The sequence below is a fragment of the Williamsia sp. Y721 genome, assembly GCF_059683565.1.
In genome coordinates this window covers 987070-1013125 of sequence record NZ_JCASNH010000001.1, presented here as the reverse complement: position 1 = coordinate 1013125, position 26056 = coordinate 987070, and the positions used below count along the sequence as shown (strand labels likewise).

Genomic DNA, 26056 nt, shown 5'->3' with positions numbered 1-26056 from the left:
GGGGTCCCCTGCTCGCTGTCCGTTCTACGTGCCGAAACCGTACGTCTGTGGCTGGTCGCTGTCAGGCGTCAGATCGGACCGTCCTGTCCAAGGGCGACTCGTACATGTGGCCACGCAATTCGGTACCGACACTCACCTCCGGGCGCAGATCGAGACGGCGCAAGAGCTGAGCGTTCAGAGCGACCACAACAGTCGACACCGACATCAGGATGGCGCCCACCGACATCGGCAGGACAAATCCGATCGGTGCCAGGACACCGGCTGCCAACGGAACCGAGATGAGGTTGTATCCCGCTGCCCACCAAAGGTTCTGTTCCATCTTGCGATAGGTGGCCTTGGACAGCCGGATCACCGAGATGACCGACCGCGGGTCGTCGCTCGCCAGGATCACTCCCGCAGAGCCGATCGCGACGTCCGTGCCGGCACCGATCGCGATCCCGACATCGGCCTGCGCCAGTGCGGGTGCATCGTTGACGCCGTCACCGACCATCGCCGTGACGTGTCCCTCGTGCTGTAATTCCTGCACTGTGGATGCTTTGTCCTCCGGCCGGACACCGGCGAAGTACCGATCGATACCGAGCGCCTGCGCCACCGACCGTGCGACCGCCTCGGCATCCCCGGTGATCATGACCACCTTCACGCCGAGGTCGTGCAGCGCGCCGACCGCTTGCCGGGATTCCGGACGGATCTCGTCGGCGAGGCGGACTGCTCCGATCAGTTCGTCGTCGGCCAGAACGTGCAGGATGATTGATCCGTCCGCTCGCCATGCGGCCGCCACGTCGACTTCGGCGCGCCCGTGGTTCTCCAGCAGACGGGGGCCTCCGACATGGATCTGACGTCCGCCTACCGTCGCCGAAACACCCACTGCTGGAGCCGAAGTGAAATCCTTCGCCGGCGGGATGGGTAAGCCGCGCTCCTGTGCAGCGCGCACGATCGCCTTACCGAGTGGATGTTCACTGCCGGCCTCGGCGGCCGCCGCGAGAGTGAGCACGTCGCTGTCCGAGTTCGCGCCGACCGAGTGCAGGCCGATCACAGTGGGCTCACCTTTGGTCAGTGTCCCGGTCTTGTCGAAAAGCACCATGTCGACGGACCGCATACTCTCCAGCGCGAGTCGGTCTTTCACCAACACCCCGCCGCGGGCGGCACGCTCGGTCGCGATCGCGACGACCAGCGGGATCGCCAGACCCAGCGCGTGCGGGCAGGCGATGACCAGCACCGTGATGGTGCGGACAACCGCGTCGTCGGTCTTGTCCAGACCCGTCCAGATCGCTGCGGTGATCACCGCAGCACCGAGTGCGTACCAGAACAACCAGCCCGCGGCCCTGTCGGCAAGACGCTGCGCGCGCGATGATGAGTTCTGCGCCTCAGAGACCAACCGCCCGATCCCAGCCAGTGCGGTGTCCTGCCCGATGGCCGTAACTTCCACCCGCAGACCGGAATCCGTGGCCACCGTGCCGGCGACCACCGTATCCCCCACGCCGCGCGCAACGGTGCGCGATTCGCCGGTGACCATCGATTCATCCATCTCGGCCGTACCGTCGACCACCTTTCCGTCAGCGGGCACGGAGGCCCCGGGCCGCACCAGGACCACATCGCCGACCTGCAGGTCGGACGGCGCCACGACGACGGTCGTGTCGCCGTCGACCCTTTCGGCCTCATCGGGGAGCAGCGCGGCGAGCGAATCGAGAGCCGAGGTGGTCTGTGCCAACGAACGCATCTCGATCCAGTGCCCGAGCAGCATGATCACGATCAGTAACGCCAGTTCCCACCAGAAATCGAGCTCGTGATCAACGATTCCGATACTCGCGGCCCAGGAAGAGACAAATGCGACCGTGATGGCCAGCGCGATGAGCAGCATCATGCCGGGGGCGCGCGCGCGCACCTCACTGACGCCACCGGTGAGGAACGGGCGCCCACCCCAGACGTACATGACCGTGCCCAACACCGGAGAGACCCATTCGAGCGCCTCGGAGTCGGGCAGATCGTAATCGAGCAGCGAGGCGAACATCGGAGAGCAGAGCACCACCGGGACGGCGAGGATCAACATGATCCAGAACAGGCGACGGAACTGCGCAACGTGATGAGCATGCCCACCTGGACCGCCGTGATCGGCGTGCCCGGCCGGATGCATGGCAGAACCGTCGTCGTGGACTGAATTGTCAGGGTGATGGTCGGTGTGATCGACGGCCGGGCCGACTGCCGCCTCGGCGCCCGGGTCACCGCCGCCGTCCCCATGTGTTGGGTCCATCAGCCCTGTGTACCCCTGACAGGAGTCGTTGTGGAGGGCCTTCGGTCACGCATCGCAGGAAAATTTGGACCGAATCCGGCGCCGTACCGCCGATCACCTCCCAGAAACGTCGACCTGCTCGACCCCACCAAACTCGTGCCCGAAGCGCCGCTGAAGTTTGATCACGTTGCAACCGGTGCTGCCGCCCAGCTGCCTGGACGGCAGCACCGTGTTTTCACACTATGGAGTTGTCAAGGATGCATGCGCGGTCCCGAAAGATCTCGGGTGCGCGGGAGTGGAGAGTCGGTTGAGTCAGGCGGCGAGGTTCAGGCCGCGAGGGTCAGGGTTCGGCGGTTGTAGGGCGGTAGCGGTCTTCGCAACGGATCGACATCGGCCGGTGGGATCAGCCAGGGATGGCCGTCGGAGCCCATGATCACGTCCCAGTCGGTGTTGTGGACTGCCATATGGCACGTCCGGCACAACAGGCATCCGTTGTCGAGGGTGGTCAGGCCGCCATCGACAAAGTGCACGATGTGGTGACAATCCGACCAGCCGGCTTTCGCCCCACATTTGATGCAGCAGGCATCGCGAATAATGATTGCTTTGCGGACCAACCCCTTGAACAATCGTTTGGGCGGGCTCAGATCGATCGGTACCTCCTGACCGTCCAGGGTGACCGAGGTGATCGACGAATCACACGCCAACGCAGCGGCGGTCGCCTCGGTGATCGGCCCCATCCAGGACAGCGACGCCGCCTGCGGGTGGTCCGCCGGAACGGTGACCGTCACCTCGGTCCGCGGCGCCGAGATCAGTGTTTGCCCACCACCACCACCGCAGTCCAACAGCTGGTGCAACGCATCGGCCCGACGCTGAGTCGGCGAGCGGCTGTCATCCGAGCCATCCGGCTCCGGACGCGCTCTGGACCACAAGTCCAACGCGGAGAACAACTTTTCCCCGATCACCGCGTCCACGTCGAACGTACCGACACATCGTCCCTCCTGGACTTTGTATTCCAGACTGTTCAGTGACCGGTCTTCGGCCGGCGGCGGACCACCGGTATCCGCAGCGATCTCATTGCCCAGCGCCCGAGCGACCGCACTGATCTCCGCCGGTGGGGCACCGGAAATGGCGTGACTCAACAGTTTCCGCTCAAACCCGGCCCACTGCTCGACCGTCAGCGATTCTTCGGACCGGTCGGCGATATGCGCTACCCCCTTGACCACCGCATCCACGTGCTCGGAGGACAGGAACCCGTCGCGTGAATAGCCCGCCGTCCGATCCAGCCCCGCGATACCCGCGCCGATGCGTAACCAGCGGTACGCCGAGGCCGGGGCGGCCCCGTTGGCCTGCAACAACTTTGCTGTGGTCGATCCATCCTTGCGGGCTATCCCGGATTCATCGATCATCGCAGCGCACACTGCGAGTTGATGATCGGTCGCGTTACGCAGGGTGATCAGGTCTCTGGTCATATCGAGTACCACGATGGGATCGTCGGGTGTGTCCAGGTCAACCAGCGAATCGACCGTATCGAGAAGTCGCATTACACAGCACCTTCCAAGAGCAAAGAGTAAACCGGGATGTCGACCGGAGCGTCTCTGCGGGGAAGGCGTCAGATACGTCGTGCTTGTGGTCGCCGACTCCACCGTACCGACTCGAACGCATGTTCGCAAGCAAATCTCGGTGAAACCTGTTGACCAACAACAGATTTAGATAGTTTTCCGAAGCAACTCGAACCAGTCCAACGCAGATCACCACGGGTGTCCCTGCAGACCGGTCTGAGCAAGATAACCGGTCCGTGTGACAAATCTTGCGAAGATTGGTGAGTCGGGTCAACGACGCCACTGATACCGGATCTTCGGCCGCCCGGCGTGGCCGTAGTCGGTGTGGCGTACCAACGTTCCCTCTTCGGCGAGCCGTTCGAGGTAACGCCATGCCGTCACCCGCGACACCCCGACGATCTTGGCCGCGTCGGCGGCAGTGATGCCACCGACGGTGTCGCGGACAACCTTTGCCACCTCGTCTGCGGTTCCCGGCGCAGCACCCTTCGGCGCAGCGGATCGGTCCGCGCCGGTGCGCAATTCGGCGAAGGCGCGGTCCACCTCGGCTTGACTGGCGGCGTCGGTACCGGCCGGGAGGGCCGCGCGGTAGCGCTGATAACGCTCGAGCCGATCGCGAAAGGCCGCGAAGGTGAACGGCTTCAGCAGATAGGCCAGCGCCCCGTTGGCGACTGCGGCGCGCACGACCTGCAGATCGCGTTCCGACGTGATCGCGATGATGTCCGGCGCGGGGCGTAGCCCGGACAACGCAGACGCGAGGTCGATGCCGGTGGCGTCGGGCAAGCCGATGTCGAGGAGCACCAGGTCGATCGGGGCTCCACTGACCGATGCCGCGACGGCGGCCTGCATTGCATCCCGGGCGGTATGGACCAGCGCAGCCGCGGTGAATCCGGGAATTCTCCCTAGATAGGTGCCGTGAGCCTCGGCGATCAATGGTTCGTCTTCGACGATGAGCACGTTGATCATCGCGCCGCCTTACCGATGCGCACCGTCACGACCGAACCGTATGTCATCTCCGCGGTGAGCGTGCCGCGGTGCCGATCGACGACCTGGGCGACCAGTGCGAGACCCAGTCCACGCCGCCCGTGCTCACTCCCGCCCTTCGTCGAATAGCCGCGCTGCATCGCCTTTGAGAACTCCGCGGGGTCCATGCCGTGGCCGCTGTCAGCGACCTGGATCAGCAGGTCGTCCCCGTCCAGACGGACCGTGACCTCCACCCACGGATCGTCCCGATCGCAGGCGTCGAAAGCGTTGTCGATCAAATTGCCGACGACGGTGACCAGCTCTGGCCCTGACAGCAGCACTTCTTCTGCGTCCGAGGACAATTCGGTGTCATCGGTGATGGTGAAGCCGATACCCCGCTCGTCGGCCTGGGCGCTCTTGCCGAGCAACAGCGCCGCGAGCGCGGGTTCGCCGACGGCTTCCGACAGACGGTCGACCAGACGTTGGGACAGTTCCAACTCGGTGGTCGCGAACTTCACGGCCTCATCGGCGCGGCCCATCTCGACGAGCGTCACGATGGTGTGCAACCGGTTCGCGGATTCGTGGGCCTGGGAGCGTAGCGATTCGGCAAACACCTTCATCGAGTCGAGTTCACCCAGCGCGCCCTGCAATTCGGTGCGGTCCCGGATGGTCACGACCTCGGTGTCGGGAGACCGCTCACCGGCTACGTGAGAACGGTTCACCACGAGCACCCGGTCGCCGGTGACGTGGACCTCGTCGCGCGCACCGGGAGAGTAGGAGCGCAAGAAGAGCGGCAGAGACTCATTGTCGATCTCGCCCGACGGCAGGGACAGCAAGCGCCGGGCCTCGTCGTTCGCCAACGCGACACCGCGGCGGTCGCGCACGATCAGTCCCTCCGAGACCGAGTGCAGGATCGCGTCGTGGTGCTCGTACATCACTTGGAGTTCGGTCGGTCCGAGGCCGTGGGTCTGCCGGAGCAACCGTCGCCCGATCGCCCAGATCCCGATCAGTGACACCCCCAATGCGGCGAGCGCGACCAGGATGATCTGCGGAAGCTCGTCCCGCCAGCGCTGCCCGAGAGTCTGCTGGGTGATACCCGCCGACACCAGGCCGATGATTTCCCCCGACGACGAACGGACCGGGGCCACCGCCCTGACGGAGGGCCCGAGAGTCCCGGTGTAGACCTCGGTGAAGGTTCGGCCTTCCAGCGCCGGTCCGATGGTGCCCAGGTAGTCCTGGCCGATGAGGGCCGGGTTGGTGTGGGTGAAGCGGGTCCGATCGGGCGCCATGATCGTGATGAATCCGATCCCGGTGTCCTCGCGAATGCGCCCGGTCACCGGTTGGAGGATCTGCGGCGCGGTACCCGATGCGATTGCCGCTGCCGTCGAGTTCGACTGGGCCAGGGTACTGGCGATACCGAGGACCTGTTGGCGCGCTGCCGAGTCGCTGTCTCGGCGGGCGTCGAGCAAAGCCAGTGCACTCCCCGCTAGCACGATCACCGCGACAACCACGAGTTGCAACACGATGGCCTGACCTGCCAGAGAGCGTGGCACCAATCTCGTCATCGACCTCTCCGCCTGAACGAAATGAACTTAACCGTGACCTCGCTCACTTTGGCGAACACCATTCTTTCAAACCCGTTCCTCGCTGCTTCACAAAGGAAGTCGATCATGACAACGACAGAAGACCGTCCGACACAAGAGCAGCCACCGGCTCCAAAGCGGCGTGACCGGACGCATTGGTTGTACATCGCGGTGATCATCGCGGTGTTCGCAGGTGTGATCGTCGGACTCGTCGCCCCCGGTGTAGGCGAGGACCTCGGTGTTCTGGGCACCATGTTCGTGAGCCTGATCAAGATGATGATCAGCCCGGTCATCTTCTGCACCATCGTCCTGGGCATCGGCTCGGTGCGGGCGGCAGCAACGGTCGGCAAAGTGGGTGGCCTGGCGTTCGGTTACTTCCTGCTGATGTCGACGGTGGCGCTGGCCATCGGGCTCGTGGTTGGCAATCTGCTCAGCCCCGGCAGCGGGCTCACGATCGATCCATCCAAGATGGGCACCGGCGCAGAACTCGCCGACAAGGCCCACGAAGCCGGCGGCACCATGGATTTCATCCAGTCGATCATCCCGACCTCGATGCTGTCGGCATTGACCGAGGGCAGCGTCCTGCAGACCCTCTTCATCGCTCTGCTCGTCGGCTTCGCGATCCAGGCTCTGCCCACCCGCAACGGCGACCCGATCCTGCGGGCGATCGAGTTGATCCAGAAGGTCGTGTTCAAGGTGCTCGGCATGATCCTGTGGCTCGCCCCGATCGGCGCATTCGGCGCCATCGCCAACGTGGTCGGCCAAACCGGTTGGAGCGCGATCACCGAGCTGTTGACCCTGATGCTCGGCTTCTACGTGACCTGCGCGATCTTCGTCTTCGTGATCCTCGGCCTGCTGCTGCGTCTGGTTTCAGGAGTCTCGATCTTCCAGCTGGTCCGTTACCTGGCCCGCGAATACCTGTTGATCTTCGCCACCTCGTCGTCCGAGTCGGCCCTGCCGCGGTTGATCGCCAAGATGGAACATCTGGGTGTCCAGCGCACCACCGTCGGCGTGGTTGTCCCGACCGGATACTCGTTCAACCTCGACGGCACCGCGATCTACCTGACGATGGCATCGCTGTTCGTCGCCGAAGCCATGGGTGACCCGCTCGCCCTCGGTGAGCAGATCTCGCTGCTGGTGTTCATGATCGTCGCCTCCAAGGGCGCAGCCGGGGTCAGTGGCGCCGGACTGGCCACCCTCGCCGGTGGCCTGCAGAGCCACCGTCCCGAACTCCTCGACGGAGTGGGTCTGATCGTCGGCATCGACCGGTTCATGTCCGAGGCCCGTGCGGTCACCAACTTCTCCGGCAATGCCGTCGCAACGATTCTCGTCGGCTCCTGGACGAAGACCGTCGACATGGAGAAGGTCGGCAATGTCCTCTCCGGCAAGGATCCCTTCGACGAGTTGTCCATGGTCGACGACGGAGACGACCGCTGGGACAAGACCGACGACTCGACCACTGCAAAAACGGTAGTCACTGCCTGAGGCGATCGACAACGCTGCGCCGCGGTTCCCTCCGGGAGCCGCGGCGCAGAACCAATTCCCTTCTCCCCTAACACCATCCGGGTCCCGGTCACGACCGCGTTCATTCCGATGGCAATCCGCTCCGCTTGGTTTCAGATACTCCAGGAGCACATGCGGTTCAGCGGAGCGAATTGCAGGGATGGTCTCGGAACTATCCCCAAACCTGTTGCGGCGAAGTAGAAGTGGTGCCGAATCAGGTATACCATGTGTGCCAAATCAGTCCGGCGCGTTCGCATGTACAGTGGATCTGTTGAGATCTTCTCAGCCAGCACGCCTTAAATGCTCGTCTACGGGTTCCGCAGTGAGCCAGACGCGTAAAACCGCATCCGAGAACGCTGAGTTCAATGTTCGTCGAGTGGGTCGGGTCCTCGTGGGCGGCAGATCTCGGATTGGATCGATCAAATGACTTCTAACAGCACGCCCGGTGTTGCCCTCGTCGTAGGCGCAACCGGAATCGCCGGGCAGACCATCAGCGCTGCGCTGGTTGACAATGGCTGGACAACTTACGGTTTGGCGCGGGGACCGCGTAATCCGGTGGATGGTGTCATTCCGGTTGCCGCGGATCTCCTTGATCCCGGGTCACTGACGGAGGCGCTGGCCGATGTCAGACCGGACATTGTCTTCCTCACCGCGTGGATGAAGCAGGACTCCGAGGAAAAGAACATCGAGGTCAACAGCGCTACGGTTCGAAACGTCCTGGGTGTACTGGGAGACAAGGACTCGGTACGCCACGTTGCACTCCTGACCGGACTCAAGCACTACCTCGGATCGTTCGACGACTATGCGACCGGCGTCATGGCCGATACTCCTTTTCACGAGTACGAGCCGCGGCTGAACACTCCGAACTTCTATTACGCCCAGGAAGACGAGCTCTTTGCCGCCGCCGAGCGATACGGTTTCGGCTGGAGTGTGCACCGGGCCCACACCGTCTTCGGCTATGCCGTTGGCAACGCCATGAACATGGTGCTGACCCTGTCCGTGTACGCCGAGATCTGCCGCGAAACCGGGGCACCGTTCGTGTTCCCCGGATCGAAAACGCAGTGGGACGGGTTGACCGATGTGACTGACGCGGATCTTCTGGGTGAACAGATGCTCTGGGCTGCAACAGATCCCAACGGCAAGGACGAGGCCTTCAACATCGCCAACGGCGACGTGTTCCGGTGGCGCTGGCTGTGGCCTCAGGTGGCCGAGATGTTCGGAGTGGAGCCCGTCGGGTTCGAACAGTCGCCGCGACCGCTCGACGACAGAATGGGCGATGCGCCGGAGGTATGGGCCAAGATCGCGCAGCGGTACGGCCTTGCCGAGCCGGACGTGGGACGGCTCGCGTCGTGGTGGCATACAGACAGTGACCTCGGTCGCGACATCGAGTGCCTGACAGACATGAACAAGAGCAAGCAGGCCGGGTTCCTCGGCTTCCGTTCCACGGTAGAGAGCTTTGCCGACAAGGTCAGCCGCTATCGGGAGTCCGGCATCCTGCCCGCCAGGTGATGTCGTCAGGCGCAGACGACCGCAGCAGACCCATGTTCATGGGCCTGCTGCGGAGGTCGGTGCGATGATGGCACACATGCCGATGCCCGCACCCCTACCCGTCAAGAACGGCGTCGGACCGACGAGGCTGCGTATCCCCACGTCCGGGCCGTGGACGACGGTCGCCGAGTTCATGGTCGCGACGTTCGACCACCTGGACCCCGTCGATCTGTACCGCCGGTTCGATGACGGCGAGATCGTCGGCACCGACGGCAGTCCGATTGGTCGCGGCACGGCGCTGGGCGGCGCGGACCCCTTCGTCTGGTACTACCGCGATCTACCGGCGGAGGAACCGGTGCCGTTCCGGGAAGAGATCCTGCACGTCGACGACGATCTCGTCGTGATCGACAAGCCGCACTTCCTGCCGACCACCCCGGGCGGGCGGTATCTGCGGGAGTCTGCGCTCATCCGATTGCGGACGCGCCTCGACAATCCGGACCTGACGCCGATCCATCGCCTCGACCGGGCGACGGCCGGCCTGTTGATGTTCTCGGCCCGGCCCGCCACCCGCGGCGCCTACCAGTCGCTGTTCGAGAAACGGCGGGTCACGAAGGTCTACGAGGCCGTGTCGGCGCTGCCGCCGGGGTGGGACCCGGACGCACCGACAATCGCCGGGCGCACAGTTCCCGTCGTCTACCGCAACCACATCGCGGCGCGGCGCGGCGAACTGCGGGTCACCATCGATGACCTCCTCGAGCCCAACGCCGAGACAGTGGTCGAGGTGCGGGGCCACGGCGTCAGCGCCTCCGGACGCGCTGTGCTGCACACGATCCTGCGTCCGCACACCGGCCGCAAGCACCAGCTGCGGGCACACCTGGCCGCACTCGACATCGGAATCCTCGGCGACAGTTGGTATCCCGATCTGCTCACCGAGGAACCGGATGACCATGCCCTGCCCATGCAACTGCTCGCACGGGAACTGGAATTCACCGATCCCCTGTCGGGTGAGCCACGACGCTTCATCACCCGCCGGACGTTGAGCGAAGCGCCCATCCCGGAGCACTGACGCGCTCAGACAGTTCGCTAACCCCGATTGAGCGCGACTGCGGCCTGGACCAACGCCTCGAAAGCATCGGCGTCGAGTGCATCCGCCTCGCCGATGTCAATCGCGCGCCGGACCCCCGCATCGAGACTCGCGTTGAACAGCTTCGCCGTGTCCGGCAGGGAGGCGCCCTTGGCAAAGGTCACCTTGATCTTGTCCTTGTAGGTCTCGACTGTGCAGATGAGGCCGTCGAGCGAGAACGTCGGCACGCCATCGGGATTCGAGGCCTTGCGCCACTTTGCTTCTTCGACGACGTCGGGCTCGGCCTGCCTGATCAATGACCTCACCTCGTCGACCCGGGATACCCGCCAATCGTCGCCCATGGGGCCACGGTAACGGAAAGCCCTCCTCAGAGAACCTTCTTCACCACACTCGACTTCAACTGCATCTGCCCGAAGCCCGGCACCTTCGCGTCGATGTCGTGGTCGCCCACTCCATCGGAGATCAGCCGAATGCTGCGTACCTTGGTGCTGATCTTGACCACCCCACCGCCGGCACCTTTGACCTTCAGGCTTTTGACGATGGTCACGGTGTCGCCATCGGCGAGGACGTTCCCGACAGCATCGGTGACGACGCCACCAACATCAGCAGCATCGTCCGCACCGGGCGCCCACTCGTGACCGCACATCGAACAGACGAGCAACGCGCCGGACTCGTACGCGAACTCATTCGCACACTCCGGACACGGAGGAAGAACGTCAGACATTGAACCTGAACTCGACCACGTCGCCGTCGGCCATCACGTAGTCCTTGCCTTCGATCCGGACCTTGCCCGCCGCTTTGGCAGCAGCCATCGAACCGGCGGCGTCGAGATCGGCGAAGGAGACGATCTCGGCTTTGATGAAGCCTTTTTCGAAGTCGGTGTGGATGACGCCTGCAGCCTTGGGAGCGGTGTCGCCCTTGTGGATTGTCCAGGCGCGGGACTCTTTTGGTCCGGCGGTCAGGTAGGTCTGCAGACCAAGGGTGTGGAAGCCGGCGCGTGCCAGGGCATGCAGGCCGGGCTCGTCCTGGCCGATCGAGTCCAGGAGTTCCTGGGCATCTTCGGGGTCGAGCTCGAGTAGTTCACTCTCCACCTTGGCGTCGAGGAACACCGCATCGGCAGGCGCCACAAGCTCTTTGAGCTTTGCGATGCGCTCGGGATCGGTCAGCACCGACTCGTCGGCGTTGAACACGTAGAGGAACGGCTTGGTGGTCATCAGATGCAGCTCACGCAGCTTCGCGAAGTCCAGCGAATCCTTCTGCGAGAACAGCGTCTTGCCCGAGTCGAGAACCTTCTGAGCTTCCTGAGCCGCGTTGAGGACCTCGACGAGTTCCTTGTTCTTCCGCGATTCCTTCTCCAGCCGCGGCAGCGCCTTCTCCAGCGTCTGCATGTCGGCGAGGATGAGCTCGGTTTCGATCACCTCGATGTCGGAGACCGGGTCGACGCGACCGTCGACGTGCACCACGTCGTCGTCGGAGAACACCCGGACCACCTGACAGATGGCGTCGGCCTCACGAATGTTGGCCAGGAACTGGTTGCCCATGCCTTCACCAACGGACGCACCCTTGACGATGCCGGCGATGTCGACGAACGACACGGTCGCAGGCAGGATCTTCTCGCTAGAGAAGATCTCGGCCAGGCGGTTCAGCCGCGAATCGGGCAGCTCAACCACACCGACATTGGGCTCGATGGTGGCGAACGGGTAGTTCGCAGCCAGCACATCGTTGTTGGTCAGTGCGTTGAACAGGGTGGATTTGCCGACGTTGGGCAATCCGACGATTCCGAGGGTAAGGCTCACGAGCAGCCAGTCTAGTTCGCCGCCGCAAGTCACCCGCGGGCCGTACGACCAGCGGCCCGATTGGGGGCCGCTGGTCGGCGCCGCTAGCTCGTCTCGGGTTCTGCGTTGCCGTTGCCATCGGGAAGGACGAGTTTGGCGTCCTTGCCGTTGGCGACCACTGTTTCGCCTGCCCTGATCCCGATCTGTTCGTTCAGGTACCGCAACACGACTGCCACCACCGCAGCCACCGGGACGGCAAGGAAGGCACCGATGATGCCGAAGAGCGTGCCACCGGCCGTCACCGACAACAGCACGATCGCCGCGTGCAGATTCATCGACTTCGACTGCAACCACGGCTGGAGCACATTGCCCTCGAGCTGCTGCACCGCGACGATGATGCCGAGCACGATCAAGGCGGTCCACGGGCCGTTGCCGACCAGCGCCACCAGCACCGCGAGCGCACCGGCGACGAACGCACCGACGATCGGGATGAAACCACCGAAGAACGTGATGATCGCCAACGCGTAGGCCAGCGGCACCCCGAGGATCACCAGGCCGGCGCCGATGAGTACCGCGTCGATCATGCTCACCAGGGCCTGTGTACGGATGAAGCCGCCCAGCGTCGCCCAGATCCGGGACAGCACCTCTGCGATGTGCTCAGAAGCCGGCGCGCCACTGGTCCGGCGCAACCAGGGCAGGAACTTCGGTCCGTCCTTGAGGAAGAAGAACGTCAGGAACAGGACCGTGAACAATGTGATGAGCACCGACGTCGCGGTGGTGACACCGGTGAAGACGCCGGAGGCGATGGTGGTGCTGGACTTTTGGATTCGGTCGGTTATCGCGTCGACCGCTGTGTTCAGCTGCTCGTCACTGACCCGGAACGGTGGTCCCTGCAACCATTCCTCGATCTCTTCGACGCCGTCGATGGCCTGTGACGCCAGATCACCGGACTGGTCGACAATCGAGGGTGCGATCGCGCTGATGATGCCTGCCACCACCCCAATGGCCAGCAAGAGCACCAGCAGCGAAGACGTCGCCGGGCCGACGCCCTTTTTCCGGAGCCAGCGCACCGGTGGCCACAGGACCGTGCAGACGATGATCGCCAGCACCGTCGGCAACAAGACGACCCAGGCCTCGCCGATGATCCACGCCAGCACCCATGCGCCGCCCGCGATCAGGATCAGACGGAGGGCGTGCTTTGCCAGCCACTGGCCGCCCTCCCCGATGATCTTGCCGCGATTCTTTTTCGTCGTGTCCTGCGCGCCGGACACAATCGTCTTCTCATTCTCGGGCCGCTTCTCGCCCGGTTCGCCCGCAGGTGTTGTTGCCATGCGTTGATGTTCACATGCCGCTCGTCCGGACACACTTCGACCTGCCGAGTCGCCATCAGATGCGTTACGCCTGACTGCGCCATCCTCGACCACGGCGTGCAGGATTCCGGACCCGACGGCGCGCGATGGGCTCTACGCATCCGAGGAACAGTGCTCGCAGCGCCTCGCCGAGTTTCGCGGCGCGACACTCGGCGCGGTCAAGTCCCGGTAGTTGCCTCAGCCGCGGCGGCGTTGCAGCCAGCGGAGCTTTCCACCGGCGGCATCGTCATCGCGTTGCAGCGCACTCGGATCCCCGGCCTGATCGCACACCTCAGCGGTCATCGCCGGCGCAGTGGACAGACCCTTTTCCGCTTCGATCGCCGATCGCACCGACTGTTCGCCGTAGAGACCCATCATGATCTCCACACCCCAACCGGGGAATTGCGACAACGGCGCTTCTTTGCGTCCCCATCGTGTTACGTACATGTGACCACCCTGGCACGCTCATCCCTGCCTTGTCCCCGTTTTCCTGCGGAAAGAGTCTAAATCCGGGACGTTAGTCCCAGACTGGACTCGATACGCAGTGTGATCTGTGCCACAGCATAATTTCCGGGTGCTGTCCAGCCTCCAGACGCTCGAATTGTCGCGTCCGATTTCCGCTAGTCCTGCACCGCGAAGACTGGGACAGTGGTTCCCATGCCCACCGAAACCGCGACGAATCCGAGACAGCTTGATTTCGATTCCTGTTTTCGTGCCCTCCAGGCCAGGGATGCACGATTCGACGGTCAGTTCTTTGTCGCAGTCCGAACCACCGGCATCTATTGCCGGCCCTCGTGTCCGGCCATAACTCCCAAGCCCACGAACGTCTCGTTTGTCCTGACCGCGGCGGTCGCCCAGCAACAGGGGTACCGGGCCTGCCGGCGCTGCCTTCCGGACGCGGTGCCCGGATCGCCGCGCTGGAACGTCAATTCGGACCTGGCATCCCGCGCGATGCGCCTCATCGAGGACGGCCTGGTCGACCGCACCGGTGTGACCGGCCTGGCCGACCACCTAGGTTATTCGCCGCGTCAACTGGGCCGGGTGCTGGGCGAACAGATCGGGGCCGGTCCCCTCGCATTGGCTCGCGCCTATCGCGCGACGACCGCCCGGATGCTGATCCAGTGCACAACCATGTCGATGTCGGACATCGCCTTTGCCGCCGGATTCGCCAGCATCCGCCAGTTCAACGACACCATTCGCGAGGTCTTCGCGCAGACGCCCACCCAGTTGCGCGCCAAGGGCGCACCGCGTCAAGCGGCCGCCACCGGCGCCGCGGTGACCCTCAAGCTTGCTGTTCGGCAACCCTTTTCGCCGCCCTGGTTGCACTGGTTCCTTTCCGCGCATGCGGTGCCGGGCATCGAGAGCTGGGACGGTGAGTTCTACCGGCGTTCGATGCCCCTGCCCCACGGACCGGGTGTGGTCGCCTTGCAGATCAACCCTGATCACGTCCGGGCCGACATCGCACTACACGACATGCGGGATCTCGGGGTCGCTGTGTACCGGATCCGCAAACTCCTCGATCTCGACGCCGACGTGGCGGCGGCCAACGAAGCACTCTGCGCCGACCTCTCGCTGATCCCCTTGATCGAGCGCATGCGCGGCATCCGCGTGCCCGGAAGCACCGATCCGACAGAGCTGTTGATCCGCACCATGATCGGCCAGCAGATCTCGTTGCCTGCCGCACGCACCCACACCGGAAAGCTCGTCGCCGCACTCGGTGAGCCGCTGGAAAATCCCCTCGGCGACATCACCCACCTGTTCCCCACCGCCGCGGCGATCGCCGAACACGGAAGCGAGGTCCTGACCGGCCCCACCGCGCGGACCACTGCCGTGAGCGGCGTGGCCCGCCAGATCGCCGACGGAGCCCTGGTGATGCATGCCGGCATGCCCGCCGCCGACGTGCGCGCCCAACTCGTCGCACAACGCGGAATCGGTATCTGGACAGCCGACTACGTCGCGATGCGCCTGCTGAACGATCCGGACGTCCTGTTGCACACCGACCTAGTGGTCCGACGGTCGGCAGCCGACCTCGGCATCGACCTCAGCAGAACACAGCACTGGTCGCCCTGGCGCTCCTACGTGTCGATGCACTTGTGGCACAACGTCATCGCCCGCAGCTCTCCCCTCCTGTCCAACGGCTCGACATCCGTCTCACCACGAAAGCAGGTCTCATGAGCACCGCAGCCTGGTCCACCATCGCCACCCCCACCGGTCCGTTCACGATGATCATCAACGACGACGCCGAAGTCCTCGCGTCGGGCTGGTCCGACGATGCCGACTACCTCAATGTCCTGATACACAAGTCAATTCGCCCATTGACGCTCGTCAACAAACCCGACCTGGGCGCGGTGACCACTGCCGCCGAGCGATACCACCAGGGCGAGGTGACCGCCATCGACAGCATTCCCGTGCGGCAACGGTCGGGCGAATTCCTCGAGCACGCCTGGGAGGTGCTGCGAACGATCCCGGCCGGGTCGCCGGTCAGCTACACCGAATACGCCGCCCTCAGCGGTCGCCCGGCCGCGATCCGAGGGGCCGCGAGTGCGTGCGCCCGCAATGCGGCGGCCCTGTTCGTGCCCTGTCATCGCGTACTGCGCTCGGACCGGTCGCTGGGCGGGTTCCGCTACGGCCTCCCCATCAAGTCCTGGTTGTTGGCTCACGAGGGACCTGACACGCCGAGTCCGCAGTTGTGAGGGCATCGGCCGAGTAGATCTCTTCGCCCCTGAGATCTCGCACCAGCCGCAACCGGTTGTGTCAGACCTCTGATGCACCATCAACACCATGAGTATCACCGCAGTCATACTGCTGATCGTCGGACTGGCGGCCGGGTTCGCCTTGGGTTGGCTGGTGCAAGCCAACAAGTCCGGGTCCGAGGTGGCTGTCGCCCGCGCCGAAGCCGATGCCGCCCACGCCAACCACGACCTGCTGGTCCGATCACTGTCTGCCGCCAGCGAAGATGCCGCACGCCGGCAGTCGGGAGCGATCGGGCAGCAGGTCTCCCACATCGTCGGACCGCTGCGCGAGACGCTCGATTCGCTGGCCGGGGAGCTCCGGCGCACCGAACGCAACCGGATCGCCGCGTATGCGGGGCTGACCGAGCAGGTCAGCGGTATGCGCGAGACCTCCGAGCATCTCGGACATCAAGCGCAACAACTGGCAGGCGCGATGCGCTCACCTCAGGCCCGCGGGCGATGGGGCGAGCTCCACCTCGAGCGGGTGATCGAGGCGGCGGGGTTGCAGCGCCATTGCGACTTCACCACACAGGTCAGCGGCACCACCTCCGACTCGTCGAAGGTGCGGCCGGATCTGGTGGTGCACCTCGCGGGCGGACGCGACGTGGTGATCGATGCGAAGGTCCCACTGTCGGCGTACCTCGAAGCCGCCGACAGCACTGACCCCGCCTTCCGCACGCAGGCCTACCGCGCACACGCCAAAGCGTTGCGCACCCACATCCAGCAGCTCTCATCCAAGTCGTACTGGGAAGCGCTGCAGAGCTCGCCGGAGTTCGTGGTCCTCTTTGTCCCTGGTGAGGCGATCCTCGAAATGGCCTGCCGCTCGGATCCCGAATTGATCGACTACGGCTTCACCAACAACGTGGTGATCGCCACCCCCACCAGTCTGGTGGCGCTCCTTCGCACGATTGCCCTCGGCTGGCGGCACGAGGCGCTGACCCGCGACGCCCAGCAGATCCATCAACTCGGCAAAGAGCTCTACCAGCGCATCGGCATGGTGAGCAGGCACATGGACAAACTCGGCGGATCGCTCACGAAAGCTGTGGAGTCGTACAACAGCGCCATCGGCACCATCGATTCGCGTGTGACGGTCACCGCGCGCAAGCTCTCCGACCTCGACGCCTTCTCCGATCTCGAGGACCTCGAGCCCCCGGTGGCCATCGACGCACAGCCCCGACGTACCGGAATCGGCCTCAGCTGACCCGATCGATTGCGGATTTCGTCGTGCGCTAGCCACTTGACTGAGCAACTTGGATGCACGGATCCGATTTTCCTAGTGAACTTCAAGCCCACTCCAAGCGGTTCAGGCCAACCTGATTCCAGTCGCCCTTCACCCCTGGAGTCGTTCACATGTATGTCAGCCACGATCGTCGGTCCGATGTCACGGCCAGCACCTGCTCGGGCAGTGTTGTTGTCGGAGGATGGCTCCTCACCATGGCCGCCGTCGCGGCATTTGCGTTCACCACCGGCGACACCTTGCGCGACGGACCCGACGCCGTCCTGGTGAGCCACACGAATGCGTCCTTCGACCAGAGTCTGTCGGCCGCACGCAGGACCTCGCCACGCATCGCCGAGACCGGCCTCGACGGCACCCTTGCACCGCCCCCGGAAACGCCCACCACGTCCATTGCCCCCAGGGGAACCTGCGGCACACACGCGACGACCTCCACCACCGGAAGCGTGCGGCGGGTCAGCAACCGCGAAATGACCTCTCGGTCGACCCACGTCCACAGCGGGGCGGGGATCTCGCGGATCACGGCCTCGGCGTGCCGCGTGGGTTCGTCACCGAAGCTGAACATCAGCGGGGTTTCCACCCCCTCTTTCAGCCGGGCCGCCGGAGCCGCACGTCCCGTCCGGACGGAACCGGCAGTGAAGTGACCCACGGCATCACGCGCGTTCAGTACCGGATTTCTCAGGATTTACCGGTACGGTCGGTATGTGATTTCTGGGCCACGCTCGCGCTCGGGGGTTCCCCTCGATGAGCAATCCGCACTTCCCACCGCACCAGGTGTGCCATGGTGGGGCGCTGTGCTGCTGGCAGTCGGCCTGACCTCGGTCGGAGCAGTGATCGTTGTCGCAGGCGATGACGAAGCACTCGGCTTTGCATTCAAGGCGCTCTACATGATCGGCTGCATCGCTGCGGTACTCGCCGTCCGGCGCCGCGCACTGTTCACTGCCGTCGCACAGCCACCGCTGGTTCTGTTCGGTGTGGCAGTGATCACGCTTTACTTCTTGGTGTCGGCCACCGATTCGGGGCTGAAGAAGCTCGTCTTCAATGTGGCCTTGCCGATAGCGAAACTGTTCCCGGTGATGGGGTGGACGTTCCTCATCGTTCTGGCCATCGCCGCCGCGCGGATCTGGCTGACACATCCCACGAACGCCGGGAAGGTCGTCAAGACCGGCGACCGCAAGACCTCCGCGTCCAAGTCGCCGAAGAAGAGCGCAGGCACGTCGGCGGCACGCTCGGCAGACAAGACCCGGACCGACAAGACCCGAAGCAGTGCCGCGAAGGCGCCCCGACCGCAACCCCGCCCGGCAGTGGCCGACAGCGACGGCCCGGCGCCAACGGCGGTCCCCAGGCCCCGCGTGTCCCAGAACCCACGGCCGCCCATCCGCACCACCGATCCCCGGTCCCGGGCAACCGAACCCAGAATCCCCGAATCTCGAATCCCCGAACGCGGAGATGATCTGGGCGGCCCGCCGCGACGCCGACGTGCGGCCCCGGAAGTGCCCGAGGCCCGGACGCGCCGCGCAGCACCCTACGACGACCGGCAGCCGCCGCAGCCACCCGGCGCACGGGCCTACCGCGCGCCCGAAGAAATCATCTACGCGCCACCACCCCGGATCCGCGACCGCGACCTGCGCTGAACGCGTAGCCCGCCCGTCCAGTCAGGTCAGACCGCCAGTTCGAGCGTCTGCCGAGCCGCCCGCCCCAGCTCGACGCCGTAACCCGGACCGTGGCCGACCGCATGTACCGCCAGCGGGTGCAGCTGGTGCAGAGCGATGCGTTCGGGCCAGCCGTCGACCAGCTGGTACTCCTCTTCATAGCCCGCGATGACCGCATCGAGGGCCGGGCAACCGAAGAGCGCGAGCATCGCCAGGTCGGTCTCACGATGCCCACCATGGGCGGCCGGATCGATCATCACCACGCCATCGGGTGTCCACATCACGTTGCCGTTCCACAGATCACCGTGGATGCGGGCCGGCGGCTGCCCATCATCGAACACCCCGGATGCGATGAGCTCGCAGGCCTCCCTGGTGTCCGATTCGTCGGCGCGCCGCAGGTTCCCGGCGGCCACGGCATCATCGACAAACGCGAGTACGCGTTGCTGGGCGTAGAACTCACCCCAGTGCGCGGTCGGGGTCGATGGCATGGGCCGGTTCCCGATGAAGATCTGACCGGTGAATCCGGCCGGAGCACTTCCGAAAGCATCGGCACCGCACCCGTGCATCCGGGCCAGCATTGCGCCGAACTCCTGCGCATGTCGTCGGGTCGGTGCCGCGGTGGTCAGTCGGCGCAGTGTGATGTGGTCGTCCCCGACGTCGAGTACCTCCGGAACCGGTGCCCCGGCATCGGCAAGCCACCGGAGGCCCGCTGCCTCGGCGGCGAAGAAGTCGCGAGGAGCGTCGGATCGATGTTTACGGAATTCGCGTGAGGTCACCGCTCCAGCGTGCCGGAACGGGACCGGTCCCACTACCATTTGTGCATGGCCAGCCTGCAAGAGCGAATCATTGCCGAACTCGACGTCTCCGCGACCATCGACCCCCAGCAGGAGGTGGACCGTCGGGTGGACTTCCTCAAGCAATACCTCCTGAGCACCGGCACCAGCGGGTTCATCCTCGGTATCAGTGGCGGGCAAGACTCCTGCCTGACCGGCCGACTCTGTCAATTGGCCGTGGAATCCGTACGTGCCGAGGGTGGCAACGCGACGTTTGTCGCGGTGCGGCTGCCCTACGGCGAACAGGCCGACGAAGAAGACGCCCAGATCGCACTGAAGTTCATCGACCCCGACCGCTCAGAGGTCTACAACGTCAAACCCGGCTCCGACGCCACCGCCGAAGTGGTTGTGCAGACGCTCGGTGAGCCGCTCCGAGACCTGGTGCGCGGCAACATCAAGGCCCGCGAGCGAATGATCCTGCAATACGCAGTTGCCGGGCAGGAGAACCTCCTGGTTGTCGGAACCGACCACGCCGCCGAGGCGGTCAGCGGATTCTTCACGAAATACGGCGACGGCGGAGTCGACGTCACGCCGTTGACAGGTCTCACGAAACGTCAAGGCGCCCAAATCCTCTGGCATCTGGGTGCCCCCGATTCGGTCACAACCAAGGTCCCGACCGCCGACCTCGAGGACGACCGCCCGGCACTGCCCGACGAAGAAGTGCTCGGCGTGACGTACAGCCAGATCGACGACTATCTCGAGGGCCTGGAGGTCGATGCCGAGGTCGCCGAACGCATCGAATCGTTGTTCCTGCGCTCGGCGCACAAGCGCACCGTCCCGGTCACCCCTTTTGACGACTGGTGGAAGAGCTAGCACCCGAATCCGACGCAGCGGCAGATGCTTCGAGACTTCGCGCACTGACCCGGGCGATGTGATCGAACTGGTTGTTCGCGATCCGCATGACGATCTCGTAGGGCAACGCGAACTTCCGGGACATCCAGTACCCGAACCGGATGTCGAACGAGGTGTACACCATGAACCGGTTTTTGCGTACACCCTTGAGGATGGCGTCTGCCGCCTGCTCTGGGGTCACCGCAACCTTGTGGAATCGCCCGATCTGCCGCGCGATGACCGGGTTGTCACGGTCGACCCCGGCGATCTCCACGGTGTTGACCAGCGGGGTGTCGACCCCACCCGGACAGACGAGCGAGACGCCGATCTTGTGTCGCCGCAGGTCCATTCGTAGAACCTCGGACACACCGCGGATCCCGAACTTGCCTGCACTGTAGGCAGCGTGCCACGGCAGTGCCAACAGGCCCGCCGCCGATGACACGTTGACCAGATGGCCGCCGCGACCCCGCCGGATGATCTGCGGGACAAAACACTCGATGATGTGGATCGGTCCCATGAGATTGACATCGACCATCTGCTTCCAATGGCGATGTTCGAGGTTTTCCACTGTGCCCCATGCTGATACGCCCGCGATGTTCATCACGACGTCCATCACGCCGACCTCGGCATCGACCTGCTGGGCGAACCGCTTGACCCACTCGTAATCGGAGACGTCGCCGGCGCGGTGGAAGACAACCTTGCCGTCGGCGCGACGCACCTGCGCAGCCGTCTCGTCGAGGTTCGCCACATTGATGTCGGTGAGTACCAGTGCCGCACCTTCCCTGGCCGCCGCCAACGCGGTGGCCCTGCCGATCCCGCTTCCGGCACCGGTGATCAGTACCCGCTTGGCTCGCAGGTCTTTCACAGGAGGTTTCATCACCAGTAGGTCTTTGACGCTCATACCTCAACCCTACGGGTCATATCTGTTCTCAGATGGGGAGTTTGCCGCCAAAGATCTCGTAGACGACCGAGAGCATCGCCTCCAGGACCTGCGACGCCACATCGTTGCCCTGCGTTGCCAACAACCCCTCGATTCCTTCGGAATCCTCGGCTTCGAGCAGCGAACTGATCAGCGGCAGAAGCGACTGCAGACCGGTCAGGTCAATACCTTCCGACTCTGTCCCGGACCCCGGCACCGTCGACGGTGCGCTCGTTCCGTTCTCACTGCCGAGCGGCTGGCTCGGCAGGCCCATACCCGGAGCGACCGTGCGTGTCGGTGTTGCGGACTTGGGTGTTGCGGACTTGGGTGCAGTGGTCTTCGGCGCTGCGCTCGTCGGTGCGGCCGTGGTCCGCGCTGCCGTTGTCGGGGCAGCGGTTGTCGGGGCAGCGGTGGCCGGTGCCGGTGCAGCCGGTGCCGCAGGGGTCGGTGCAGCGGTGACCGGAGCTGGTGAGGCCGGCGCTGCCGTCGTCGGGGCTGCTGTCGTCGGTGCCACCGCGGTCGGTGCGGCAGTCGTCGGGGCTGCTGCGGTCGGGGCCGGCGCGGTGGCCGTATCCCCGGTCAGCAAGAACCTGATCATTCCGTCGATCAGACCGATGGCGTACTTGATCTGGCCATCGGGACCGGTGAGTGCCGCGGCGTCGGCGGGATTGGACAGATTGCCCAGCTCGACGAAGACGTTGGGCACCTTGGTGAGGTTGGCCGCGGCGATATCCGCCCTGGTCTGCAGGCCGTCCTGCGCACCGGCGTAGTTCGCGGGCGCCAGCCCGGCGTCCTTGAACGCATCACGCATCAGTCCGGCGGCATTGAGGCCGGGACCGGACTGCACCTGCTGCACCGTGGCGTCGGGGACCGGGAGCTGCGGAACGATGATGTGGAAGCCACTCTTGCTCTCGTCAACTCCGGGAGAGGTCGAGTCGGCGTGAACATTGACTGCCATATCGGCATTCGAGGCGTTGGCCGCGTTGATCCGCTCGTCGATGCACCCGCCCCAGCCGGTGTCGTCCTGACGGCTCAGGACCACCTTGGCGCCCTGGCTTTCCAGGCCTGCCTTCACGAGCTGGGAGATGTCCCAGTTGACCTTGTGTTCGGCCACACCATTCGCGCTGGTGGCGCCGGTGGTCTGGCAGTCCTTCGTTCCGCCTCGGCCGTCGGGTACCGGCTTGTTCAGGTCCTGACCCGCGGACGAACCCTGATGTCCGGGGTCGATGAAGATGGTCTTTCCGACAAGCGAATCACCCTGTGCCGGGGCGGGCTCGGCTGACGCCGTCGCCGGCATCGCGATCAGTGAAGCGGCGAGGGCCAAGGTGGTGAGCCCGGCGACGCGCATGTTCTTCTTGGTCACGGTGTTCCTTTCGCGTGCGCCGAAAAGGGCCGGCGCGGCCTTCGGACCGATCGGTTGATGGTGTGGCCGGCCAGGACTCGACTCGGACGCCACTTACGCAACTTCAGTCACAGAATTCACTTCTGTAACAGTGAACCAGTCCTTGAGACTTTTGGGAAACGGGTGTCCGCTACGTCCGAAACCGTTGTCAGGTCGTGACCCGGCCGATGCTCAATCGTTCGGTCGCAGCCGATGACGACGCAGTTATCACCGGGTAGCCTGCGCAGCCTCGGCCGGCGGGCTGTTCGAGTCGGTGGCTCGAAATCCGTCGATCGCGAGGGCGGCGAATCGTCGGGCGGCAGTGGTCCGCCCCTCCAGTCGCGCTGTGGCCAGCCCCCGCCCGGCGAGCAGGACGAGGACAAAATCGTCCACGACAAAATCTGCGCGAAGCGCGCCGGCATCCTTGGCTCGACGGGCGATACCGGACAGTTCGCGCAACACCTCGCGGCGATGCGCCACGAGATCGATCGCCGCCGGCTGGGCCGACATGAACGCGTCCGTGAAGCCCTGGTTCTGTGCGTTGAGGACAGCGAGGCGCTCGATGACTGTGCAAAATGCCCGCCATGGATCGGGATCATCTACCGCATCGCGAACGATTCCTCGACAGGCATCGAGCTCGTCCATGAAGGCCTCGACCATGAGCGCGTGCTTGGTCGGAAATCGCCGGTAGAGCGTCGCCGGACCGACTTGGGCGTGGCGTGCGATCTGACGCATCGTGACCTCGAGTCCATCGCGGGCGAACAGCTCGCGCGCCGCGGACAGGACGCGATCCCGGTTCTCTTGTGCGTCTACGCGAAGCACCTGAGGCAATGTCTCGTCCATCTGTCTCACTTTAACGATGTGGACGCCTGCGTCCATTAACTTTCGATCCGGGGGCATTCCCCCGACAATTCGCGGAATCAGTTGAGGAGCAACCCAATGCGCGCAGTGACCATTCGAACCTTCGGCGACCCGGACGGCATGGAGATCGTCGATCTGCCGGAACCGACTCCCGCCACCGGCGAAGTTCTGATCCGTACCGAAGCGATCGGGGTCGGCGGTGTCGACGTCATGATCCGGCGCGGCACGCTCGGCGGACCCGACTTCGCCGAAGGCATGATCGCGGGCAGTGAGGTCGCAGGCATCGTGACCGCGGTCGGCGACGGTGTCGACTCGTCGTGGATCGGCCGCCGTGTCTGGGCGTTCACGGGCACCACCGGTGGATACGTCGAGCAGGCGGTGGCCGCCCTTGGCGACATCGTGCCGCTGCCGTCCGAGCTCACTTCTGTGGACGCCGTGACCCTCGGAAGCGCCGCGCCCGTCGCACATTTCGGTCTCGGCCGCGCACACCTGGCCAAAGACGAGACCGTGCTGGTGCGCGGGGCGGCGGGCAGCATCGGCATCGCAGCCGTGGAACTTGCGGCCCGGGCCGGCGCCGCGGCGGTCGCGGTCACCACTTCGTCCACTCAACGCGGAAATCGACTGCGCTCGTTCGGGGCCACCCATGTCCTCGATCGAGCCGGAAACGGCGACGCGGCCGCGCCCACCGAGTTCGACGTGATCCTCGACATCGTCGGCGGCCCGGCCCTGCCGTCTTTCATCGACAGACTCGCCCCGAACGGCAGGTTGATCGCCGTAGGTGTCGTCGGCGGGTTTCCACCGGCAGACTTCGGTACCGCGCTCCTCGGCGCATTCCGGAAATCGATCTCATTCGGCACCCTGAGTCTGGACACGGTGCCACGGAACGAACTCGCCCCCGTTCGCGCAGAGCAGTTCGACGCGGCGTTTCGGGGCGACATCCACGCCGTGGTCCACGACGTCCTGCCGTTGAATTCTGCTGCCGATGCGCACCGGCTCATGGATGCCGGCGAGGTGTTCGGACGGATCGTGCTGGTGCCGTGATACTGCGCACCGGATCGGCCTAGCGCAGGTATCGAGTGATGCTGAGCATCGACTGCTCGTCGACGCCACGTGCGGTGCGGCATGCATCGAGCCCCGAAAGAACCTGTGCCTCATCGATTCCCGCGCCGATGATCACCAGCTCGGTGCGACGCGACTCCCCCGGTTCCCACTTCTGTGCATGCACGCTGACGTAGTTGCCGACGGTGTGGACGAGATACTTGCGCCGGTGTCCCGCGACATCGAAATGCACAAAGCCCTTGATTCGAAATACTCCGGCAGGAGGCCGTTCCAGGAACGCGGCAAGCGCGCGCGGATCCATCGGACCCGACTCGGTGAAGGTGACCGCCTGATAGTCGTGATGCAGGTGCGCACAGTGGTCGTCTGCGCCGTCTGCCTCCATCAGCAACTCGTCCAGGCCCAGCTGGCGCGGGCCGTCGTCGGGTACCTGGCGGGGTGTCAGGTCGGTCAACAATCCCAGATCGACTGCGGAGTCGCGGGTTTCGATGATCGGAGCAGTCGGATTGTGCGTCCGGGCCACCGCACATGCTGTGTCGATCACCTCTTGCCCAGCGAGGTCGACCTTGTTGAGCACGATCAGGTCGGCAAGTGCCAGATGCTGATCGATCCGGGCGTGCTGAGCGCGGGTGTCAGCATAATTCGCGGTGTCCACCAGATACACCAAGCCGCCGTATTCGACGCGAGAATTGGTGCTGCCCACCACCATTCGGACCAGATTGCGCGGCTCCGCGAGCCCGCTGGCCTCGACGACGATCAGGTCCAAGCCGGCCTTCGGCGCCGTCAACGCCTCGAAGGTCGCATCGAGTCCGTCGTCGTCGACGGTGCAACACATGCAGCCGTTCCCCAACGCGACGGCGCCGTCCACCTGACCGGCCACCAGCATCGCATCGATGTTCACGGACCCGAAGTCATTGACCACCACACCGATTCGCAACCCCGAACGGGTGCGCAACAGATTGTTGAGGAGCGTTGTCTTCCCGGCACCGAGAAATCCGGCAACCAGCAGAACCGGAATCCGCCTCACGC

The 26056-nt window shown here is 64.8% G+C and carries 24 protein-coding genes; 9 read left to right on the top strand and 15 right to left on the bottom strand.

The features are described from left to right. Positions 1–61: 61 nt before the first annotated feature. From AC56PL_RS04365 to AC56PL_RS04350, 4 genes are all read right to left on the bottom strand, one after another. The gene (locus AC56PL_RS04365; protein ID WP_497153562.1) at positions 62–2131 is read right to left on the bottom strand and encodes a heavy metal translocating P-type ATPase; all 2070 of its coding nucleotides are present in this window, start codon (positions 2129–2131) and stop codon (positions 62–64) included. A gap of 422 nt (positions 2132–2553) precedes the next feature. Beyond that, on the bottom strand, positions 2554–3768 hold the full coding sequence (locus AC56PL_RS04360) for an HNH endonuclease signature motif containing protein (protein ID WP_497153092.1): 1215 nt from the start codon (positions 3766–3768) through the stop codon (positions 2554–2556). 288 nt (positions 3769–4056) lie between these two features. After that, positions 4057–4749, bottom strand: a complete 693-nt coding sequence (locus AC56PL_RS04355) for a response regulator (RefSeq protein ID WP_497153091.1) — start codon at positions 4747–4749, stop codon at positions 4057–4059. After that, the gene (locus AC56PL_RS04350) at positions 4746–6311 is read right to left on the bottom strand and encodes a sensor histidine kinase (RefSeq protein ID WP_497153090.1); all 1566 of its coding nucleotides are present in this window, start codon (positions 6309–6311) and stop codon (positions 4746–4748) included. The genes AC56PL_RS04355 and AC56PL_RS04350 overlap by 4 nt, the downstream gene beginning before the upstream one ends. A gap of 105 nt (positions 6312–6416) precedes the next feature. Between AC56PL_RS04350 and AC56PL_RS04345 the strand changes: the two genes are divergently transcribed. The 3 genes from AC56PL_RS04345 to AC56PL_RS04335 all read left to right on the top strand — a co-directional run bounded on the left by AC56PL_RS04345 (position 6417) and on the right by AC56PL_RS04335 (position 10386). Further along, positions 6417–7814, top strand: a complete 1398-nt coding sequence (locus AC56PL_RS04345; protein ID WP_495515154.1) for a cation:dicarboxylate symporter family transporter — start codon at positions 6417–6419, stop codon at positions 7812–7814. A 441-nt stretch (positions 7815–8255) separates the two neighbouring features. Next, on the top strand, positions 8256–9341 hold the full coding sequence (locus AC56PL_RS04340; RefSeq protein ID WP_497153089.1) for an SDR family oxidoreductase: 1086 nt from the start codon (positions 8256–8258) through the stop codon (positions 9339–9341). Positions 9342–9405: 64 nt separating this feature from the next. Then, a complete protein-coding gene (locus AC56PL_RS04335) occupies positions 9406–10386 on the top strand; it encodes a pseudouridine synthase (protein WP_497153088.1) in 981 nt (326 codons plus the stop codon). A 17-nt stretch (positions 10387–10403) separates the two neighbouring features. On the opposite strand, the gene AC56PL_RS04330 is transcribed toward AC56PL_RS04335, so the two are convergent. The 5 genes from AC56PL_RS04330 to AC56PL_RS04310 all read right to left on the bottom strand — a co-directional run bounded on the left by AC56PL_RS04330 (position 10404) and on the right by AC56PL_RS04310 (position 13975). Next, positions 10404–10745, bottom strand: a complete 342-nt coding sequence (locus AC56PL_RS04330) for a DUF1801 domain-containing protein (RefSeq protein WP_497153087.1) — start codon at positions 10743–10745, stop codon at positions 10404–10406. Positions 10746–10771: 26 nt separating this feature from the next. After that, positions 10772–11128, bottom strand: coding sequence for a zinc ribbon domain-containing protein YjdM (locus AC56PL_RS04325; protein WP_497153086.1), 357 nt, complete (start codon positions 11126–11128; stop codon positions 10772–10774). Continuing rightward, the gene (gene ychF, locus AC56PL_RS04320) at positions 11121–12200 is read right to left on the bottom strand and encodes a redox-regulated ATPase YchF (protein WP_495515149.1); all 1080 of its coding nucleotides are present in this window, start codon (positions 12198–12200) and stop codon (positions 11121–11123) included. The genes AC56PL_RS04325 and ychF overlap by 8 nt, the downstream gene beginning before the upstream one ends. Positions 12201–12283: 83 nt before the next feature. Then, on the bottom strand, positions 12284–13510 hold the full coding sequence (locus tag AC56PL_RS04315) for an AI-2E family transporter (protein WP_495515148.1): 1227 nt from the start codon (positions 13508–13510) through the stop codon (positions 12284–12286). A 216-nt stretch (positions 13511–13726) separates the two neighbouring features. Further along, positions 13727–13975 carry a hypothetical protein gene (locus AC56PL_RS04310; RefSeq protein ID WP_497153085.1) on the bottom strand — a complete coding sequence of 83 codons (249 nt, stop codon included), beginning with the start codon at positions 13973–13975 and terminating at the stop codon, positions 13727–13729. 210 nt (positions 13976–14185) lie between these two features. On the opposite strand from AC56PL_RS04310, the gene AC56PL_RS04305 reads away from it, so the two are divergent. The 3 genes from AC56PL_RS04305 (at position 14186) to AC56PL_RS04295 (ending at position 17461) form a co-directional block, all read left to right on the top strand. Beyond that, positions 14186–15703 (top strand): AlkA N-terminal domain-containing protein, encoded by a 1518-nt coding sequence (locus AC56PL_RS04305; RefSeq protein WP_495515146.1) that lies wholly within the window; start codon positions 14186–14188, stop codon positions 15701–15703. Beyond that, complete coding sequence (locus AC56PL_RS04300) at positions 15700–16221, top strand: methylated-DNA--[protein]-cysteine S-methyltransferase (RefSeq protein ID WP_495515145.1); 522 nt, start codon at positions 15700–15702, stop codon at positions 16219–16221. Before AC56PL_RS04305 ends, AC56PL_RS04300 begins: the two co-directional genes overlap by 4 nt. A gap of 88 nt (positions 16222–16309) precedes the next feature. Next, a complete protein-coding gene (locus AC56PL_RS04295) occupies positions 16310–17461 on the top strand; it encodes a DNA recombination protein RmuC (RefSeq protein ID WP_495515144.1) in 1152 nt (383 codons plus the stop codon). 145 nt (positions 17462–17606) lie between these two features. On the opposite strand, the gene AC56PL_RS04290 is transcribed toward AC56PL_RS04295, so the two are convergent. Beyond that, positions 17607–18074 carry a hypothetical protein gene (locus tag AC56PL_RS04290; protein ID WP_495515143.1) on the bottom strand — a complete coding sequence of 156 codons (468 nt, stop codon included), beginning with the start codon at positions 18072–18074 and terminating at the stop codon, positions 17607–17609. A gap of 124 nt (positions 18075–18198) precedes the next feature. On the opposite strand from AC56PL_RS04290, the gene AC56PL_RS04285 reads away from it, so the two are divergent. Beyond that, positions 18199–19128 carry a DUF6542 domain-containing protein gene (locus AC56PL_RS04285; protein ID WP_497153084.1) on the top strand — a complete coding sequence of 310 codons (930 nt, stop codon included), beginning with the start codon at positions 18199–18201 and terminating at the stop codon, positions 19126–19128. A 26-nt stretch (positions 19129–19154) separates the two neighbouring features. Here AC56PL_RS04285 and AC56PL_RS04280 read toward each other — a convergent pair whose 3' ends face one another. After that, complete coding sequence (locus tag AC56PL_RS04280) at positions 19155–19961, bottom strand: fructosamine kinase family protein (RefSeq protein WP_497153083.1); 807 nt, start codon at positions 19959–19961, stop codon at positions 19155–19157. 6 nt (positions 19962–19967) lie between these two features. Between AC56PL_RS04280 and nadE the strand changes: the two genes are divergently transcribed. Further along, positions 19968–20792: an NAD(+) synthase gene (nadE, locus tag AC56PL_RS04275; RefSeq protein ID WP_495515140.1), complete on the top strand. Its 825-nt coding sequence runs from the start codon at positions 19968–19970 to the stop codon at positions 20790–20792. Here the strand turns inward: nadE and AC56PL_RS04270 are convergent. The 3 genes from AC56PL_RS04270 to AC56PL_RS04260 all read right to left on the bottom strand — a co-directional run bounded on the left by AC56PL_RS04270 (position 20761) and on the right by AC56PL_RS04260 (position 23953). Next, complete coding sequence (locus AC56PL_RS04270; RefSeq protein ID WP_495515139.1) at positions 20761–21711, bottom strand: SDR family oxidoreductase; 951 nt, start codon at positions 21709–21711, stop codon at positions 20761–20763. The genes nadE and AC56PL_RS04270 overlap by 32 nt on opposite strands. A gap of 28 nt (positions 21712–21739) precedes the next feature. Then, positions 21740–23092, bottom strand: coding sequence for an N-acetylmuramoyl-L-alanine amidase family protein (locus tag AC56PL_RS04265; RefSeq protein ID WP_497153082.1), 1353 nt, complete (start codon positions 23090–23092; stop codon positions 21740–21742). 246 nt (positions 23093–23338) lie between these two features. Continuing rightward, complete coding sequence (locus AC56PL_RS04260) at positions 23339–23953, bottom strand: TetR/AcrR family transcriptional regulator (RefSeq protein ID WP_497153081.1); 615 nt, start codon at positions 23951–23953, stop codon at positions 23339–23341. Positions 23954–24049: 96 nt separating this feature from the next. Here AC56PL_RS04260 and AC56PL_RS04255 point away from each other — a divergent pair, with 96 nt between their 5' ends. Beyond that, positions 24050–25012, top strand: a complete 963-nt coding sequence (locus AC56PL_RS04255) for a zinc-binding dehydrogenase (RefSeq protein ID WP_497153080.1) — start codon at positions 24050–24052, stop codon at positions 25010–25012. A gap of 19 nt (positions 25013–25031) precedes the next feature. Here AC56PL_RS04255 and AC56PL_RS04250 read toward each other — a convergent pair whose 3' ends face one another. Beyond that, complete coding sequence (locus AC56PL_RS04250) at positions 25032–26054, bottom strand: CobW family GTP-binding protein (RefSeq protein ID WP_497153079.1); 1023 nt, start codon at positions 26052–26054, stop codon at positions 25032–25034. Positions 26055–26056: the final 2 nt, after the last annotated feature.

Bases quoted from the DNA above. Each gene is read 5' to 3' on its own strand.
- AC56PL_RS04365 (WP_497153562.1), bottom strand. From the start codon at position 2,131: ATGCATCCGGCCGGGCACGCCGATCACGGCGGTCCAGGTGGGCATGCT.
- AC56PL_RS04360 (WP_497153092.1), bottom strand. From the start codon at position 3,768: ATGCGACTTCTCGATACGGTCGATTCGCTGGTTGACCTGGACACACCC.
- AC56PL_RS04355 (WP_497153091.1), bottom strand. From the start codon at position 4,749: ATGATCAACGTGCTCATCGTCGAAGACGAACCATTGATCGCCGAGGCT.
- AC56PL_RS04350 (WP_497153090.1), bottom strand. From the start codon at position 6,311: ATGACGAGATTGGTGCCACGCTCTCTGGCAGGTCAGGCCATCGTGTTG.
- AC56PL_RS04345 (WP_495515154.1), top strand. From the start codon at position 6,417: ATGACAACGACAGAAGACCGTCCGACACAAGAGCAGCCACCGGCTCCA.
- AC56PL_RS04340 (WP_497153089.1), top strand. From the start codon at position 8,256: ATGACTTCTAACAGCACGCCCGGTGTTGCCCTCGTCGTAGGCGCAACC.
- AC56PL_RS04335 (WP_497153088.1), top strand. From the start codon at position 9,406: ATGATGGCACACATGCCGATGCCCGCACCCCTACCCGTCAAGAACGGC.
- AC56PL_RS04330 (WP_497153087.1), bottom strand. From the start codon at position 10,745: ATGGGCGACGATTGGCGGGTATCCCGGGTCGACGAGGTGAGGTCATTG.
- AC56PL_RS04325 (WP_497153086.1), bottom strand. From the start codon at position 11,128: ATGTCTGACGTTCTTCCTCCGTGTCCGGAGTGTGCGAATGAGTTCGCG.
- AC56PL_RS04315 (WP_495515148.1), bottom strand. From the start codon at position 13,510: ATGGCAACAACACCTGCGGGCGAACCGGGCGAGAAGCGGCCCGAGAAT.
- AC56PL_RS04310 (WP_497153085.1), bottom strand. From the start codon at position 13,975: ATGTACGTAACACGATGGGGACGCAAAGAAGCGCCGTTGTCGCAATTC.
- AC56PL_RS04305 (WP_495515146.1), top strand. From the start codon at position 14,186: ATGCCCACCGAAACCGCGACGAATCCGAGACAGCTTGATTTCGATTCC.
- AC56PL_RS04300 (WP_495515145.1), top strand. From the start codon at position 15,700: ATGAGCACCGCAGCCTGGTCCACCATCGCCACCCCCACCGGTCCGTTC.
- AC56PL_RS04295 (WP_495515144.1), top strand. From the start codon at position 16,310: ATGAGTATCACCGCAGTCATACTGCTGATCGTCGGACTGGCGGCCGGG.
- AC56PL_RS04280 (WP_497153083.1), bottom strand. From the start codon at position 19,961: ATGGTAGTGGGACCGGTCCCGTTCCGGCACGCTGGAGCGGTGACCTCA.
- nadE (WP_495515140.1), top strand. From the start codon at position 19,968: ATGGCCAGCCTGCAAGAGCGAATCATTGCCGAACTCGACGTCTCCGCG.
- AC56PL_RS04270 (WP_495515139.1), bottom strand. From the start codon at position 21,711: ATGAGCGTCAAAGACCTACTGGTGATGAAACCTCCTGTGAAAGACCTG.
- AC56PL_RS04260 (WP_497153081.1), bottom strand. From the start codon at position 23,953: ATGGACGAGACATTGCCTCAGGTGCTTCGCGTAGACGCACAAGAGAAC.
- AC56PL_RS04255 (WP_497153080.1), top strand. From the start codon at position 24,050: ATGCGCGCAGTGACCATTCGAACCTTCGGCGACCCGGACGGCATGGAG.